The organism is Nocardia sp. 2TAF39 (assembly GCF_052114905.1).
Taxonomy (GTDB): Bacteria; Actinomycetota; Actinomycetes; order Mycobacteriales; family Mycobacteriaceae; genus Nocardia.
The window spans coordinates 42,554-57,791 of record NZ_JBFRFQ010000012.1 but is presented as its reverse complement, the minus strand read 5'-3'; the positions used below and the strand labels follow the sequence as shown (position 1 = coordinate 57,791).

Here is a 15,238-nt window from a genome sequence, read left to right as displayed (position 1 = left end):
AGTGAGGGAGCGATGTTCGAGAGGTTCACCGACCGCGCGAGGCGTGTCGTTGTCCTGGCCCAAGAAGAGGCCCGGATGCTCAACCACAACTACATCGGCACCGAGCACATCCTGCTGGGGCTGATTCACGAGGGTGAGGGCGTCGCGGCCAAGTCGCTCGAGTCGCTCGGCATTTCGCTGGAAGGCGTGCGCAGCCAGGTGGAGGAGATCATCGGCCAGGGCCAGCAGGCCCCGTCCGGTCACATCCCGTTCACCCCGCGCGCCAAGAAGGTGCTGGAGCTGAGCCTTCGCGAGGCGCTGCAGCTCGGCCACAACTACATCGGCACGGAGCACATCCTGCTCGGCCTCATCCGCGAGGGCGAGGGTGTGGCGGCTCAGGTGCTGGTGAAGCTGGGTGCCGATCTGAACCGCGTGCGCCAGCAGGTCATCCAGCTGCTGTCCGGGTACCAGGGCAAGGAGCCGGTCGAGTCCGGTTCGCGCGGTGAGGCGGGCACCCCGTCCACCTCGCTGGTGCTCGACCAGTTCGGCCGAAATCTGACCCAGGCCGCGCTGGAGGGCAAACTCGACCCGGTCATCGGCCGCTCGAAGGAGATCGAGCGGGTCATGCAGGTGCTCAGTCGCCGCACCAAGAACAACCCGGTGCTGATCGGCGAGCCCGGTGTCGGCAAGACCGCCGTGGTCGAGGGCCTCGCGCAGGCCATCGTCAACGGTGAGGTGCCCGAGACGCTGAAGGACAAGCAGCTCTACACCCTCGACCTGGGTTCCCTGGTCGCGGGCAGCCGCTACCGCGGTGACTTCGAAGAGCGCCTGAAGAAGGTGCTCAAGGAGATCAACACCCGCGGCGACATCATCCTGTTCATCGACGAGCTGCACACGCTGGTCGGTGCGGGTGCCGCCGAGGGCGCCATCGACGCCGCATCCATCCTGAAGCCGAAGCTGGCCCGTGGCGAGCTGCAGACCATCGGTGCGACCACCCTCGATGAGTACCGCAAGTACATCGAGAAGGACGCCGCCTTGGAGCGCCGGTTCCAACCGGTCCAGGTTGGCGAGCCGACCGTCGAGCACACCATCAACATCCTCAAGGGACTGCGCGACCGCTACGAGGCGCACCACCGGGTATCCATCACCGATGGCGCGCTGGTCGCGGCCGCGACGTTGGCCGACCGCTACATCAACGACCGGTTCTTGCCGGACAAGGCGATCGACCTGATCGACGAGGCGGGCGCTCGGATGCGCATCCGCAGGATGACCGCTCCGCCGGACCTGCGCGAGTTCGACGACAAGATCGCCGAGGCGCGCCGGGAGAAGGAGTCCGCGATCGACGCGCAGGACTTCGAGAAGGCCGCGCGGCTGCGCGACAAGGAGAAGCAGCTCGTCGCCAAGCGGGCCGAGCGCGAAAAGCAATGGCGCTCGGGTGATCTGGACGTCGTGGCCGAGGTCGACGACGAGCAGATCGCCGAGGTGCTCGCCAACTGGACCGGTATCCCGGTGTTCAAGCTCACCGAGGAGGAGACCACCCGTCTGCTCCGGATGGAGGACGAGCTGCACAAGCGGATCATCGGCCAGGAGGATGCCGTCAAGGCGGTCTCCAAGGCGATCCGCCGCACTCGCGCCGGCCTGAAGGATCCGAAGCGGCCGTCCGGCTCGTTCATCTTCGCCGGTCCGTCCGGTGTCGGTAAGACGGAGCTGTCCAAGGCGCTGGCGAACTTCCTGTTCGGCGACGACGACGCGCTCATCCAGATCGACATGGGCGAGTTCCACGACCGCTTCACCGCGTCGCGGCTGTTCGGTGCGCCTCCCGGGTACGTCGGCTACGAAGAGGGCGGCCAGCTCACCGAAAAGGTGCGCCGCAAGCCGTTCTCCGTGGTTCTGTTCGACGAGATCGAAAAGGCACACCAAGAGATCTACAACACTCTGTTGCAGGTTCTCGAGGATGGTCGTCTCACCGACGGCCAGGGTCGCACGGTCGACTTCAAGAACACCGTGCTGATCTTCACCTCGAACCTGGGTACCTCGGACATCTCCAAGGCCGTTGGACTGGGCTTCACCCAGAGCAATGCCGAGGGCTCGAACTATGAGCGGATGAAGCTCAAGGTCAACGACGAGCTGAAGAAGCACTTCCGCCCCGAGTTCCTCAACCGCATCGACGACGTGATCGTCTTCCACCAGCTCACGACCGACCAGATCGTGCAGATGGTGGACCTGATGATCGGCCGCGTCGGCAGGCAGCTGAAGAACAAGGACATGGAGATCGAGCTGGCTCCGCAGGGCAAGGCGCTGCTGGCCAAGCGCGGCTTCGACCCCGTGCTCGGTGCCAGGCCGCTGCGCCGGACCATCCAGCGCGAGATCGAAGACCAGCTCTCGGAGAAGATCCTCTTCGGCGAGATCGGTCCCGGACAGACCATCGTGGTCGATGTCGAGGGCTGGGACGGCGAAGGTTCCGGCGAGGACGCCAAGTTCACCTTCACCGGCAAGGCGAAGTTGACCAAGGCTCCCACCGAGGAGAAGCCCGAAGTCGTGCTGACCGGCGCGGCCGAAGGCTCCGCCGAGGCCGCCTCGGGCGAGTAAATCACAACGGAAAGGCCCGTGTACACCGACATCCGGTGTGCACGGGCTTTTCTGTGTTCTGGCGCTGAAATTCTGCGGCCCGGCCTCGAATCCTGCGCAACTCACCCGCCGAGAACGTTCGTGCGCAGTCGTACTGTCGTGCTGACAGCGGCGGCGAGCGCGGGTAAGGGCGCTGGGGTGTAGACGGTGTGTCCGCGAGCAGGATGTCCGATGGCCCTGCTGATCAGCGGCGCGTGCGGCGCGGACCCATTCGGTTCCCGAACGCGGACGACCAGGGATGCCACGCCTGTCGTAGCGGTCGGCCAGGACGCTCACGGCTTCGGGGTGAGTGAAAATATTCATGCTCAAAAACTGCGCCGCGCGGCATCGGTCGCGCGTGGTTACTTGCGATACGCCTGGACGCGTAGGTCAGCTGCCCGGAACAGCGCTGTTCGCAACGGTTTACCCAATACTTGCCGAGAAGGCTGTCCGCTCACCGGTGTGCGATTGCTGGAATATTGCCCGCTGTACGCGGTCGGCTCCGCTCTGCGCAGATTCTATTGCCACCCCGGCCGGACCAGCCCGGATTCGTAGGCCATCACCACCAGCTGGGTCCGATCGCGGGCATCGAGCTTGGTGAGAATACGGCCGACGTGGGTGCGCGCGGTGGCCGGGCTCATGAAGAGGCGTTCGCCGATCTCCCCGTTGGTCAGGCCCTCGGCGACCAGGGTCATCACCTCGCGCTCGCGGTCGATGAGTTCGGACAGGGTGGCCTGCGGCGGTGTCTTCGCGCGCGCGGAGAATTCCGCGATCAGCCTGCGGGTGACGCCGGGGGACAAGAGGGCGTCGCCCGCCGCGACCACGCGGACCGCGCGCACCAGGTCGGCCGGTTCGGTGTGTTTGACCAGGAACCCCGTCGCGCCGGAGCGCATCGCCTCGAAGACGTATTCGTCGAGTTCGAACGTGGTCAGCACGACCACACGCACGTCGGTCGACCTGGGGTCCTCGGCGATCATGCGGGTGGCGGCCAGGCCGTCCAGGATCGGCATGCGGATGTCCATCAGTACCACGTCGGGCCGGAGGCTGCGGGTCAGCCGCACGGCTTGTTCGCCGTTGTCCGCCTCGCCGACCACCTCGATGCCGTCCTGTGCGTCCAGCAGCGCGACGAAACCGCCGCGCACCAGTGCCTGGTCGTCGGCCACCAGTACCCGGATGCTCGCCGTGGCGTCGGACTGCCCAGCCATGGCCTCCAGCCGCGCGCTCTCGTGATGGTCGTGCATCGAAGCCTCCTCCGTCATCGGCCGGTCGGTTCGTGCTTCCCGGCGCCGCCAGAGGCGGTCGGCTGCTCGGCGGCGGTTTGCTCAGCGGGGTCGCTCGGCTCCGTCGTGCCTGACTCCACCGCACGCGCGGGCAGCCGGGCAGCGACCCGGAATCCGCCGCTGGGGCGTGGGCCTGCCGTGAGCGCGCCACCGAGTGCGTGCGCCCGCTCCCGCATGCCGATGATGCCGTTTCCTCCGCTCGTGCCGAACCGCGACGGTGTACCTGTCGGCCGGGTGTTGTCGACGGTGATGTCGACCGAGTCCGTGGCGTAGCGCACGGTCACCGTGGCATCGGCGCCGGGCGCGTGCCGCAGCACGTTGGTCAGCGACTCCTGGATGATCCGTGCCGCCGCCACATCGATGACGCTGGGCAGCTGCTGCGGGGTGCCGAGCACCCGGGCACCTACCGTCCGTCCGGTCGCGCGGGCGCGCTGAAGCAGCTCGTCCAAGTCACAGATGCTCGGCGCGGGAGCATGCGGCGCACGCTCGGGTTCGGCGGTTTTGTCGACCTGTTCGGGCCGGCCGTTGTCGGTCGACCCCTGTTCGCTCGCAGGCGAATTGCGTCCGTTGTGCTCGGTCCCCCGCCGGTTCCGCCGAGGGCGCGGGCCCTCGTCGGCGGCGGCCTCGAGCTCAGACGGGGCGACCGCGTTACCGGAGCGAATCGTATGCAGGAGGGCGTGCACCTCGGCAAGTGCGTCGCGGCTCGCGGTCTTGATCGCGGCCAGCGCCGACTCCGCCTGCTCCGGTTTCTTGTCGAGCAGTTCCAGTGCCACCGAGGACTGCACGTTGATCAGCGAAAGACTGTGCGCCAGAACGTCATGCAGCTCGCGCGCGATGGCGAAGCGCTCCTCGCTGGCCCGCCGTTCCCGCTGCGCCTCCTCATCCCTGCGTGCGGCCTCGGCCCGCTGCCGGCGCGCGACGAGCACCGCCTTACGCTGCCGAATCCCTTCGGCCACCGAGAGCAGCACGGCCAGCCATGCCATCAGCGCGAATATCTGCCACATATCGGCCGGCCTGCCGAGCAGCGCGGGCAGCGGCCAGACCAGGGCCAGGTAGCCGAGTGGGATGAGCGGGTAGGTCCACCACCGGGATCCGATGCTCGCCGCGGTGAGGAACGCGATAATCAGCGAGACGAAGATCGGTCCGTACCCGTAGCCGCGCAGGAAGTACGCCAGGCACGCGGCGAGGACGACGACCAATACCGGCATCGGCTGTGCCCGCCGCCAGACCAGCGCCACCGGCCCGGCGAGCAGCAGCAGGTAACCGAGAACATCGAGGGAGTGCGCCCCCATCTGCCGCGTGTTCGCGAACGTGCCCCCGACCAGCTGAATCGCGGCTACAACAAGCGCGACCCCCCAGTCCCGGCCGACCGAGCTCCGATCCGTCATCCCTGCCACCCGCACCCACGTAGCCTATGCGGCTGAACAATGATTCGACGTCCGCCTCGGAACGTATTTCGCGGATATAGGACGATCCGCATCGGGCGGATCGGATCCGCGCGGACGGAATTCTGTCGCCGTTGCCGCATTTGCTACCGGCTGCCGCGTCCGTCGGCCGCGCGCGGCGGTGCCTGTCGGTGTCGATACGTACGCCGAACGTCGCCCCGCTACGGATGTATGAACCATGGTCGGCGGCGGATTCTCAGAACATGACAGATTCGATCGTGGTCACCCGAGGGCTGACGAAACGCTACGGCGCGCACACCGCCGTCGACGGCGTGAGCATGAACGTCGCCTCTGGGCAGATCTACGGATTCCTCGGTCCGAACGGCGCGGGCAAGACAACTACGCTGCGCATGCTGGTCGGGCTGCTCCGTCCGAGCGACGGCACGGCCACAGTGGCGGGGCACCGCCCTGGTGATCCCGCGGTGGTCCGCCGGATCGGCGTGCTGATCGAGGGCCCCGGCTTCTATCCCTACCTGTCCGGTCGGGACAACTTGCGGGTGCTGGCGAACTACCGCGGCCTCGACCGAGCCGCGGTGACGTACGCGCTGGACCGGGTCGGGCTGGCGCCGCGTGCTGACGACAAATTTCGCACCTATTCGCTGGGCATGAAGCAGCGGCTCGGAGTTGGTGCGGCGCTGCTCGGCGGGCCCGATCTGCTCATCCTGGACGAGCCGACCAACGGCCTCGACCCGGCGGGCATGGCCGAGATGCGGGAGCTGATCACCGATCTCGCCGCTGACGGCCACACGGTGCTGCTGTCGAGCCATATGCTCAGCGAGGTGCAGGAGATCTGTGACCGCGTCGGCGTGATCTCGCAGGGCAAGCTGCTGGTCGAGGCCGCGGTCGCCGAACTGCGGGGCGCTTCGTCGCTGCTGCTGCGGGCCGAACCCCTGGAAGTGGCGTTTCCCGCGGTGCGCAGGGTGGTCGGCGCGCATTCGGCGCTGCTGACCGCGCATCGCATCCGGATCGAGTCGGACACCGCGACCGCACCGGCGGTGGCGCGTGCCGTCGTGGAATCGGGCGCGGATCTGCTGGAGCTGCGCGTCGACGAAAAATCTCTGGAAGAAGTGTTCTTCGAAATGACGCAGCTGGAGGCGGTGCGATGAACCGGCAGGCGATGACAGACCTTATGGCGAGTACAAAAGCGGAAATGCTGCGGCTGCGCAAGTGGCCCGCGTTGTGGATCATCCTGGGAACCTGGATTCTGCTGAATCTCACATTCGCCTACCTGTTCAATTATCTGGCCTATACGTCGGGCGAATCGGGCCGGATGTCGAACGGACTGCCACGCGACGTGCTCCTGCAGCAGATGCTGCCCGGCGCGGTGCCCGAAGTGTTCACCCAAGGCATGGCGATGTTCGGCGGTGCGCTGATGCTCATCCTCGGCGCGCTGGCCGTCGGGAACGGGTACGGCTGGGGCACCTGGAAAACGGTGTTCACCCAGGGGCCGTCGCGGGTGAACGCTGTCGCCGCCGTGGTAGTCAGCCTGGTGATCGTGGTGGTCGGGCTGGTGTGCGCGGCGTTCGTCGCGGATGTCGCGGTCGCCGGACTGATCGCGGTGTCCCAGTCCCAGTCGCTGGCGCTGCCCTCGCTGGACCGGGCGCTGCTCGGAATCCTCACCGGTATCGCGATTCTCGGCATGTGGACGTTGGCGGGGGTGCTCATCGGTGCATTCGCTCGCGGCCCCGGGCTCGCGGTCGGGTTGGGCTTGGTCTGGGTGCTGGTGGTGGAGAACTTGCTACGCAGCGTCGCGGGCATTTTCACGCCGATCCGAGCGCTCACCGACCATCTGCCTGGTACGGCCGCCGGGTCGCTGGCGGGGGCGATGCGCACCGTGGATGGTCCCGCGGCCCCGGGCGTGCTCCATGTGCTGTCGCGTACCGAGTCGCTGGTCGTGCTGGCGATCTATGTGATGCTATTCGCGGGCGGCACCATTCGGCTGATGCGGAAACGTGATCTGGTGTGAATTGTCGATGACGCCGAAAACCGTTGGTGGACAGGGTTCGCCGACGGTTTTCTGCTGGGATCCTCGGTGGCATCGTGCTGGCCGGAGTGACGAATCCGGAGTGCGGTGGTGGAGCGGTCTGTGCACCCGATTCGCTTGGTGCGCTCCGGTTTCCCGGCGCGGCGGCCCCATGCTGGTAGAGCGGGTGCGGTCCGGCCGATGGAGCAGTGCGATCCACGAACCGGTGCGCCGGGCTGAGCAGACCGGGGTAGGTTCGAGCTGAATCGTCAAACGATCATCAGCGAAAGGACCGTGATGCCCACACGTACCGCGCGTACCGCTTGGACCGGCACTCTGCAGGAGGGTTCGGGACAGGTCGAGCTGGCCAGTTCGGGGGTCGGCAAGTACGACGTATCGTTCCCCAAGCGTTCCGCGGAGGACGCCGGCGGAACGACCAGCCCGGAGGAACTGATCGCGGCCGCGCACTCCTCTTGCTACGCGATGGCCCTCTCGGCGCAGATCGGCAATGCGGGTGGCACCCCGGAGAGCCTGGACATCACCGCCGACGTGACCCTCGGACCGGACCCGGCGGGCGGCTTCCGGATCACCGGGATCAAGCTGACCGTTCGCGGTCGCGTCTCCGGCATCGACGCCGACGCCTTCCAGGCCGCCGCCGAGGCCGCCAAGGCAGGCTGCCCCGTCAGCAAAGCCCTAGCTGGAGTCGATCACATCACCCTGGACGCGGCGCTGGCGTAGTTCCCATCGCGGCTTGGTTCTTCGCACACTTTGCGTGCAGGGTGTGTGGAGAGCCATGCGGTGATGTGATGGCTCACCCTTTCCGGAAGTAGCGGCGTGCGGGGCGAGTGTAGAGGGCCGGGATAGCGACAAGGATGGCCGTTACGTGGACTGCCCGGAAAGCGCCGAGTAGGAACGATTCGGGTGTGAGGTCGATGAACAGGTCGCCGAATTCGTTCGCCGACAGCGCCGCGGCCAGTGGTTCGATGATCAGCGAGAGCAGACCGAGTACGCCGATGCCAACGGTGAGCAGGAGGCGGGCCCAGCGGCGGCCATGCGTCATCCGGATGGCGACGGCCAGAACCAGCAGGTAAATCGCCATGCGCAGGCCGAACCCGGTCGCCAGGCCCGCGATGTCGGCCTCGTCGCGTTCGAGGGCCGGCATGACCCGTGCGACTGCCTCGGCGACGCCCGCCAGCAAGGCGACGGCGAGCCCGACGAAGGCGACGCGGACAGCGCGGGGTGGGGTGGCGGCCGCCCGTGCGGCCCGGACGGAGAAGGCAGAGCCGGTCATGAGAACCGACACTGCCTTGCGAATTCCGGACGCGGATCAGCCCGCGGTAGCGATCATGTCTCGTACCGCGGTATCGCTGCGCGTAGCGAATTCGGTGAGGGCCGCGAACCCGAGGGCCAGACAGGCCCACAACGCGGCTGTCTCGGCCAGCGACGCCACCCGGAACTGCCACAGCAGAGTGGCCGGGAAGTCCGCGCTCACCTCGTTCACGCCGGGCAACAGGATGTAGCCGAGGGCCGTCACGACAACGAACGCGGCAAAGCCCCCGATCAGCCGGAACGTGGACAGTTGCGCGCGCAGCACCTTGAATACGGACACCGCTGCCACGACGGCCACGATGCCGAGTAGCACCGCAGCCAGCCAAAGCAGGGTGCGTTCGTTGATGGTGTCCGGATCGCCCACCGCCGGTGGGTTGGCCGGGTATTTGAAGAACGGCACCGCGACGATTGCGGCCCAGCCGCCCATACCGAGCACCAGTGCAAGCTTCGACCCGGACAGTGTGGTGTAGCGACGGGCGACGTGCGCGACCGAGGCGTAGATGGCGCCGAGCGCGAGGCCGGCCAGCCCGAGCGCGAGGAACTGTCCGGCCTTCTGTCCGCTGCGGCTCACCAGTGGATCTTCCTCGTCACCGTGCGAATGCCCGCCCGCCGGTTCGGCATGAGTGTGCCCGGCGGCGGAGTCGGCTTCCTCGATGGCGATCGCGGCGTCCACCTTGGGTTCGCCCACGACATAACCGACGGTCGCGGCCAGCAAACCGGCGACGAGGCCGGCCAGCAGGCCGCGAAGCAACAGGGTCCGAAGCGAACCGATCAGTGGCACGGCAGCCCCAGCAGGTGGCGTCCGTCATGCATCAGCTCGTGCAGGTACATCCCGCTGCGCGAGATGACGCCCTGGTCGAAACCGACCAGGTACAGCGTGAGCAGTGCGAGAAGAACGACACCAACCGTGACGAGCACGGTGGCCAGGGAGTCGGTTGCCCGGCTGGGTGAATGCGCGATGGCCATTCGAGTCCTCCTTGGGATACGCGTCCCGTTGGGTGGTGACGCGACGGTGCCGGTGTCTGGCTTTCCGGCACCGGGGCTCGGTGCATGGAACACAGTGGCGCGACCGCTCCGGAATCACACCGGAATTACCGCATCACCCTCGCGTTTGTCCTTCGAACTGTGGCACTCGGAGGTACCCGGCGTCAACCGAATCGGCACGGCGGTACCACGACGTCGGGCGAGTCGCCGGGCAGGGCGAACCGTGCCCGGCGGTAGGCATTCAGGTCAGTTCGAAGGCTTCGCGGCCACGTCGAGCACGACCTCGAATTCCAGCAGCGAGGCACCCGTCGAGACCGGCTTCCGGTGCTCGCCCGCGTGCGCCTCGCGCGCGGGTCCGTCCCGCCATGCCGCAAAGGATTCCTCCGAATCCCACTGGGTGACAACGAAATATCGGTTGTCCCCAGCGACTGGGCGCAGCAGCTGGAACCCGAGGAAACCGGGCGATCCCTCGACCGCGTGCGCACGGTGGGCGAACCGCTTCTCCAGCTCGGGGCCCGCGCCCTCGGGAACCTCGATCGCGTTGATCTTCACAACAGCCATGTGATCCAAGCTAGCCGCTGCCGCCGAGCGGTTGCTCGGTGCCTCGTATTGTCGAACCGATGTTGCACGACGAAGGCGGAGCAGGCGTGCCGATCCTGCTGCTGCACGGACTGATGGGCAGCGCGCGCACCTGGCGCGACCAGCTGGGCTGGCTGCGGGAATACGGCCACGTCTACACCTTCGACGCCGCAGGGCACGGCAGGCGCGCGCCCGAGGAACTGACCACCGAGGCCTTCGTGGCGGACCTGGCCGCGAGCACGGCGGAGATCACCGATCCGATGGTGCTGATCGGGCACTCGATGGGCGCGCTGCACGGCTGGGTGTTCGCCGCGACGTACCCCGAGCGAGTGCGGGCGCTGGTGATCGAGGACATCGCACCGGATTTCACCGGCCGCACCGCCGCGAACTGGGCCGCGATGATCGAAGCATGGCCGCAGCCGTTTCCCGACGCGGATGCGGTGCTGTCATTTTTCGGGCCGGTGGCCGGGCGGTATTTCCTGAATTCGTTCGAGCACGGGCCGGACGGATACCGGCTGCACGGCTCGGTCGCGACCTTCCGCGATATCTCCGAGGAGTGGGGGGCCCGCGACTTCTGGGAGCAATGGCGCGCCGTCCGGGTCCCCGCCCTGTTGCTCGAAGGCGAGAACACCATCACTCCACCGGGGCAGATGCGGCAAATGGCCGCTGCGCATCCGGACGCCGACTACGTGGTGGTCCCGAACGCAGGACATCTGGTGCACGATGACCAGCCGGAGCGCTACCGGACGCAGGTCGAGCGCTTCCTACGGCGTGTACTCGGTAGCTAGCCCTCGACCGGACTCGGCCGAGTCCACGCCTGTCAGGCCTGCTGCCGGCGTGTACTCGGACCGTCGGTGGTCGGGCCGGGCGGGCTCGGCTCAGGCGATTCCAGCGCCGTGCCCACCTTCGCCCGCGAGCGCGAAAAGCCCATCGGCGGTCTGTTCGATCAGGCCGTCGACCAGCAGGGAATCCAGGGCACGGTCGCGCTGGCCCGGGTCACGGGTCCAGGCGAGATCGAGCCGCACGCGCTCGACCGGTCCGCTGGCGTCGCGTAGGACGTCCAACAGGCGACCACGCGCCTGACGGTCGGTGCCCTCGTACTTCTGGGTGCGGCGGACGACGTCGGTCACCGGTCGGCCCGCGACGACCCAGGCGCAGCGTGGCAGCGGGCAACGCGAGCAATCGGGGGTGCGTGCGGTGCATACGGTCGCGCCGAGTTCCATCAGGGCCGCGGAGAACACTGCGGCGCGGTCGATCCGGCGCGGCAGCAGCGCTTCGGTCTCGGGCAGGTCGCGCGAGGACGGGTTGCCCGCTTCAGCACGTCCGTGCACGGCTCTGGCAACCACCCGCCGGACGTTGGTGTCGACCACAGGAACCCGTTGGCCGTAGGCGAAGCACGCGACGGCACGGGCTGTGTACGCGCCGATCCCGGGCAGACCGAGCAGGACCTCCACGTCGGCGGGCACCGCGTCGTCGTGCTCGGCCGCCAGCACCCGCGCGCACTCGTGCAGCCGCAGTGCCCGGCGCGGATACCCGAGCTTGCCCCAGGCCCGCAGCACTTCGGCCGATGACGACGCGGCCATCGCCGAGGGAACCGGCCAGCGCGCCACCCACTCTCGCCAGATCGGTTCAACGCGAACGACCGGGGTTTGCTGCAGCATGATCTCGCTCATCAGGATCTGCCACGCGGTGACACCGGGCCTGCGCCACGGCAGGTCGCGCGCCGTCTCCCGGTACCAGTTCAGCAACGTGTCCGCGTCGATCTCGTTCCGCACTGCCCTCACTGTTCCTGTCCTACTGCCGCCAGTCGCTATTTGCCGACTCGTAACCAAACGAACTCGCTGGTAACACGACTCATGTGCACAATGGTCGGTATGCCTGATTCCAACCCGATCAGCGCCTGGAAGTCCCTGCGAGAGGGCAACGAGCGTTTCGTCAACGACGCGCTGCTGCATCCTAGCCAGGGCGCTGCCGACCGGGCCAAACTCGTCAGCGGCCAGCACCCGCACGCGATTCTGTTCGGTTGCGGTGACTCCAGAGTCGCCGCCGAGTTGATCTTCGACCAGGGTCTCGGTGACATGTTCGTGGTGCGTACCGCGGGCCATGTGGTCGACAGCTCGGTGCTCGGTTCGATCGAGTACGGGGTGCAGGTGCTCAACGTTCCGCTGATCGTAGTGCTCGGGCACGACAGCTGCGGAGCGGTGAAGGCGACCATCGACGCGCTCGACGGCGGCGAGGTTCCCGGCGGTTTCATCCGCAGCGTAGTCGAGCGGGTCACGCCATCCATTCTGGTCGGACGGCGCGAGGGCCTGTCCACCGTCGACGAGATGGAAGCCAGACATGTGGTGGAGACCAGTCGCCTGCTCATGCAGCGGTCGATGATCATCTCGCAGCGAGTCGCGACCGGTGAGTGCGCGATCGCTTGCGTGACGTACAAGCTCGCCGAGGGCAGGGTGAAACTACATCGTGTCGTCGGCAACATCGGCGAGGTGGTCTGAGCGGGGCGCGCGCGGAGTCTTCCCAGCATGCGGGCCGTAATTCACCCGCGACGAACACGTGCGCAGGACCGACACGCCGTGCGCATGAGGCGCTGCACCTGATCATGCGCTTACCGTTGAGTCGTGCTGGAACCGAATGGACCGCTGCCACCGGAGATCTACTGGCGTCGACGCGCATTCGCCATCGGAATTCTGGTCGTCGCGCTGGCGCTGATGATCTGGCTCGTGCTCGCGGTCGCGCGCGGAGGTGACTCGCCCAGCGATGCGAAAACCTCCGCGACGAGTTCATCGGTGGACAAGCCCGCCGACGCTCCGACGGCGAAGCCCGCCGGCACCGGTGAGTCCAGCGCGCCCAAGTCGCCCTCCGGCAGCATCGCGGCCGTCCCGAGCGGGGTATCGGGCGCGGGCCAGTGCCCGGACCAGTCGCTCGCGGTCAAAATGACGGTCGATCAGCCCACCTACAAGGCCGGCGAGCAACCGGTATTCGGGATCGTGATCACCAATATCTCCTCGGTGCCGTGCACCCGCGACATGGGCTCCGGTCTGCAGCAGGTTTCGGTATACACTCTCGACGGCCAGCGGCGGCTGTGGTCGAGCACGGACTGCTATCCGGACGGCCAGCCCGACGTCCGCACCCTGAATCGGGGCGAGCAGGCGGCGTTTACGGTGACTTGGTCGGGCTTCACCTCGCAGCCCAACTGCGCGGGCGAACGCGTCCAGGTGCCGCCGGGCGCGTACAACGTTGTGGCGCAACTGGGTTCGGTGCGCAGCGCGGCAGAGCCGTTCAACATCGCTTGATGAGGTTTGTTGGTTTGCTGTGTTCGATTTGCAGCGCCTTCGGCGCTGCGTGTTCGCGGCCCCCTTTTGGCTCGCGTCCGAGCGATCGAGACTCGCGGCTGCGTCGCATGCGCTTCGATCGCGCGGACGCGAGCCGGGCCGCGAACGTGCTCGTAAGACTCGCACTCGACGGGGCTGGGAGTGCTGCGGTGAGCGGGGGTTCGTGTTTTGCGTTGGCCAGCGGTGAACGGGACTCGCGTTTGCGTGCATGCGCTCGGGCCGCTCGGATGCGAGACGCCGCGAACGGTGCTCACGCGACGTGCAGTTGCCGGGGCGGGGTGAGCCCGGTGACCGGAGGATTTGTCGCTGGTAGGGCGCACGTGGCCGGAGGTCAGCCTGCCGCCTCCTCCGGTGCTGCGCGCAGTCTGCGCAGGCCCGCGATGCGGAGGGCGGAACGGAGGTCGGTGACCTCGTGGATTTTCATGGTGCTGCTCGGCACGGGCGCCAGACCGGGGGGTACCAGGGCGGTGGTGAAGCCGAGGCGCTCGGCTTCGGCCAGTCTGCGGGCGACGCCGGTCACCTTGCGGACCTCGCCCGCGAGACCGACCTCGCCGAGAATCACCCAGCCCGCGGGGATCGAGACGTCGGATTCGGCGCTGGCGATGGCCAGCGCGATGGCCAGGTCGGCGGCGGGCTCCACCAGCCGCATGCCGCCGACCGTCGCGGCGTAGACGTCGCTCTTGCCGAGAAACACCCTGCCGCGGCTCTGCAGGACGGCCAAAACCATGGCGACCCGGTTGTAGTCCAGTCCGCTCACCGCCCGGCGGGGCTGCGGGATCTCGGTCTTCACGGTCAAGCCCTGTACCTCGCCGACGAGCGGTCGCTTGCCGTCCATCGCGACGGTCACCGCGGTGCCCGGCACCGCATCGGTCCGGTGGTGCAGGAAAAGGCCGGAAGGGTCGTCGACGCAGGCGATGCCGTCCTCGTGCAACTCGAAGCAGCCCACCTCGTCGGCGCTGCCGAAACGGTTCTTGATGCCGCGCACCATCCGCAGCGTGGAGTTCTTGTCGCCCTCGAACTGCAGCACCACATCGACCAGGTGCTCGAGCGTGCGCGGGCCCGCGACGTTGCCGTCCTTGGTGACGTGCCCGACCAGCAACACCGCGATCCCGCTAGCCTTGGCCAGCGAGGTCAGCGCGGCGGTCACCGCGCGAACCTGCGTGACGCCGCCGATCACACCATCCACGTCCGGGACGAGCATGGTCTGCACCGAGTCGACCACCAGCAGCGTCGGGCGCACCTGCTCGACGTGTCCGAGCACGATCGACAGATCCGACTCCGCCGCGAGGTAGACCCTGTTATGCACCGCGCCGGTGCGATCGGCCCGCAGCCGGACCTGGCCCGCGGACTCCTCGGCGGTGACATACAGCGATTTCTCGTCGCGCTGGGTTACCCAGCGGTGCGCCACCTCGAGCAGCAGCGTCGATTTGCCCACCCCCGGCTCGCCGGACAGCAGCACCACAGATCCTGGCACGACGCCGCCGCCGAGTACCCGGTCGAGTTCGCTCACCCCAGTCGGCCTGGCCTTTGTGACCTGCGAGTCGATCGCTGAGATCGGGGCCGCCGCGGTGCTCGGCAGCATCGCCTTACGACCAGGGGCGCCGACAACACCCGCCGAGACGACCACCTCTTCGACAGTGCCCCAAGCGCCGCACTCCGGGCATTTTCCTACCCATTTGGCAACTTCATGGGAGCACGCGGAACACCGAAAAATCGGCTTGGTCTTTGCCACACGCG

At 67.6% G+C, this 15,238-nt stretch carries 15 protein-coding genes; 7 read left to right on the top strand and 8 right to left on the bottom strand.

Going from position 1 to position 15,238, the window contains the following annotated elements; genetic code table 11:
- The first annotated feature begins 12 nt into the window (after window positions 1-12).
- On the top strand, window positions 13-2,568 hold the full coding sequence (locus tag AB4Z47_RS09775) for an ATP-dependent Clp protease ATP-binding subunit (RefSeq protein WP_441949667.1): 2,556 nt from the start codon (window positions 13-15) through the stop codon (window positions 2,566-2,568).
- A 536-nt stretch (window positions 2,569-3,104) separates the two neighbouring features.
- On the opposite strand, the gene AB4Z47_RS09770 is transcribed toward AB4Z47_RS09775, so the two are convergent.
- Both AB4Z47_RS09770 and AB4Z47_RS09765 read right to left on the bottom strand, forming a co-directional pair.
- Window positions 3,105-3,791 (bottom strand): response regulator transcription factor, encoded by a 687-nt coding sequence (locus AB4Z47_RS09770; RefSeq protein WP_441949764.1) that lies wholly within the window; start codon window positions 3,789-3,791, stop codon window positions 3,105-3,107.
- 50 nt (window positions 3,792-3,841) lie between these two features.
- Entirely contained in the window at window positions 3,842-5,254 is a 1,413-nt protein-coding gene (locus AB4Z47_RS09765) for a histidine kinase (protein WP_441949666.1), read from the bottom strand.
- 260 nt (window positions 5,255-5,514) lie between these two features.
- Between AB4Z47_RS09765 and AB4Z47_RS09760 the strand changes: the two genes are divergently transcribed.
- From AB4Z47_RS09760 to AB4Z47_RS09750, 3 genes are all read left to right on the top strand, one after another.
- On the top strand, window positions 5,515-6,417 hold the full coding sequence (locus tag AB4Z47_RS09760; RefSeq protein WP_441949664.1) for an ABC transporter ATP-binding protein: 903 nt from the start codon (window positions 5,515-5,517) through the stop codon (window positions 6,415-6,417).
- A 23-nt stretch (window positions 6,418-6,440) separates the two neighbouring features.
- Entirely contained in the window at window positions 6,441-7,277 is an 837-nt protein-coding gene (locus tag AB4Z47_RS09755) for an ABC transporter permease (protein WP_441949662.1), read from the top strand.
- Window positions 7,278-7,571: 294 nt separating this feature from the next.
- A complete protein-coding gene (locus AB4Z47_RS09750) occupies window positions 7,572-8,012 on the top strand; it encodes an OsmC family peroxiredoxin (protein ID WP_441949661.1) in 441 nt (146 codons plus the stop codon).
- Window positions 8,013-8,085: 73 nt separating this feature from the next.
- Here AB4Z47_RS09750 and AB4Z47_RS09745 read toward each other — a convergent pair whose 3' ends face one another.
- The 4 genes from AB4Z47_RS09745 to AB4Z47_RS09730 all read right to left on the bottom strand — a co-directional run bounded on the left by AB4Z47_RS09745 (window position 8,086) and on the right by AB4Z47_RS09730 (window position 10,148).
- Window positions 8,086-8,565 (bottom strand): hypothetical protein, encoded by a 480-nt coding sequence (locus AB4Z47_RS09745; RefSeq protein WP_441949659.1) that lies wholly within the window; start codon window positions 8,563-8,565, stop codon window positions 8,086-8,088.
- A gap of 36 nt (window positions 8,566-8,601) precedes the next feature.
- On the bottom strand, window positions 8,602-9,384 hold the full coding sequence (locus tag AB4Z47_RS09740; protein WP_441949657.1) for a CbtA family protein: 783 nt from the start codon (window positions 9,382-9,384) through the stop codon (window positions 8,602-8,604).
- On the bottom strand, window positions 9,375-9,569 hold the full coding sequence (locus AB4Z47_RS09735; protein WP_039794710.1) for a CbtB domain-containing protein: 195 nt from the start codon (window positions 9,567-9,569) through the stop codon (window positions 9,375-9,377). Before AB4Z47_RS09735 ends, AB4Z47_RS09740 begins: the two co-directional genes overlap by 10 nt.
- A 264-nt stretch (window positions 9,570-9,833) precedes the next feature.
- Window positions 9,834-10,148, bottom strand: a complete 315-nt coding sequence (locus tag AB4Z47_RS09730; RefSeq protein WP_441949655.1) for an antibiotic biosynthesis monooxygenase family protein — start codon at window positions 10,146-10,148, stop codon at window positions 9,834-9,836.
- A gap of 59 nt (window positions 10,149-10,207) precedes the next feature.
- On the opposite strand from AB4Z47_RS09730, the gene AB4Z47_RS09725 reads away from it, so the two are divergent.
- Window positions 10,208-10,954, top strand: a complete 747-nt coding sequence (locus AB4Z47_RS09725) for an alpha/beta fold hydrolase (RefSeq protein WP_441949654.1) — start codon at window positions 10,208-10,210, stop codon at window positions 10,952-10,954.
- 90 nt (window positions 10,955-11,044) lie between these two features.
- Here AB4Z47_RS09725 and AB4Z47_RS09720 read toward each other — a convergent pair whose 3' ends face one another.
- Window positions 11,045-11,941 carry an A/G-specific adenine glycosylase gene (locus tag AB4Z47_RS09720; RefSeq protein WP_441949653.1) on the bottom strand — a complete coding sequence of 299 codons (897 nt, stop codon included), beginning with the start codon at window positions 11,939-11,941 and terminating at the stop codon, window positions 11,045-11,047.
- 99 nt (window positions 11,942-12,040) lie between these two features.
- On the opposite strand from AB4Z47_RS09720, the gene AB4Z47_RS09715 reads away from it, so the two are divergent.
- Both AB4Z47_RS09715 and AB4Z47_RS09710 read left to right on the top strand, forming a co-directional pair.
- Complete coding sequence (locus tag AB4Z47_RS09715; RefSeq protein ID WP_441949651.1) at window positions 12,041-12,664, top strand: carbonic anhydrase; 624 nt, start codon at window positions 12,041-12,043, stop codon at window positions 12,662-12,664.
- Window positions 12,665-12,787: 123 nt separating this feature from the next.
- Entirely contained in the window at window positions 12,788-13,462 is a 675-nt protein-coding gene (locus tag AB4Z47_RS09710; RefSeq protein WP_441949650.1) for a hypothetical protein, read from the top strand.
- A gap of 370 nt (window positions 13,463-13,832) precedes the next feature.
- Here AB4Z47_RS09710 and radA read toward each other — a convergent pair whose 3' ends face one another.
- Entirely contained in the window at window positions 13,833-15,233 is a 1,401-nt protein-coding gene (radA, locus tag AB4Z47_RS09705) for a DNA repair protein RadA (RefSeq protein ID WP_441949649.1), read from the bottom strand.
- Between the last annotated feature and the right edge of the window lie 5 nt (window positions 15,234-15,238).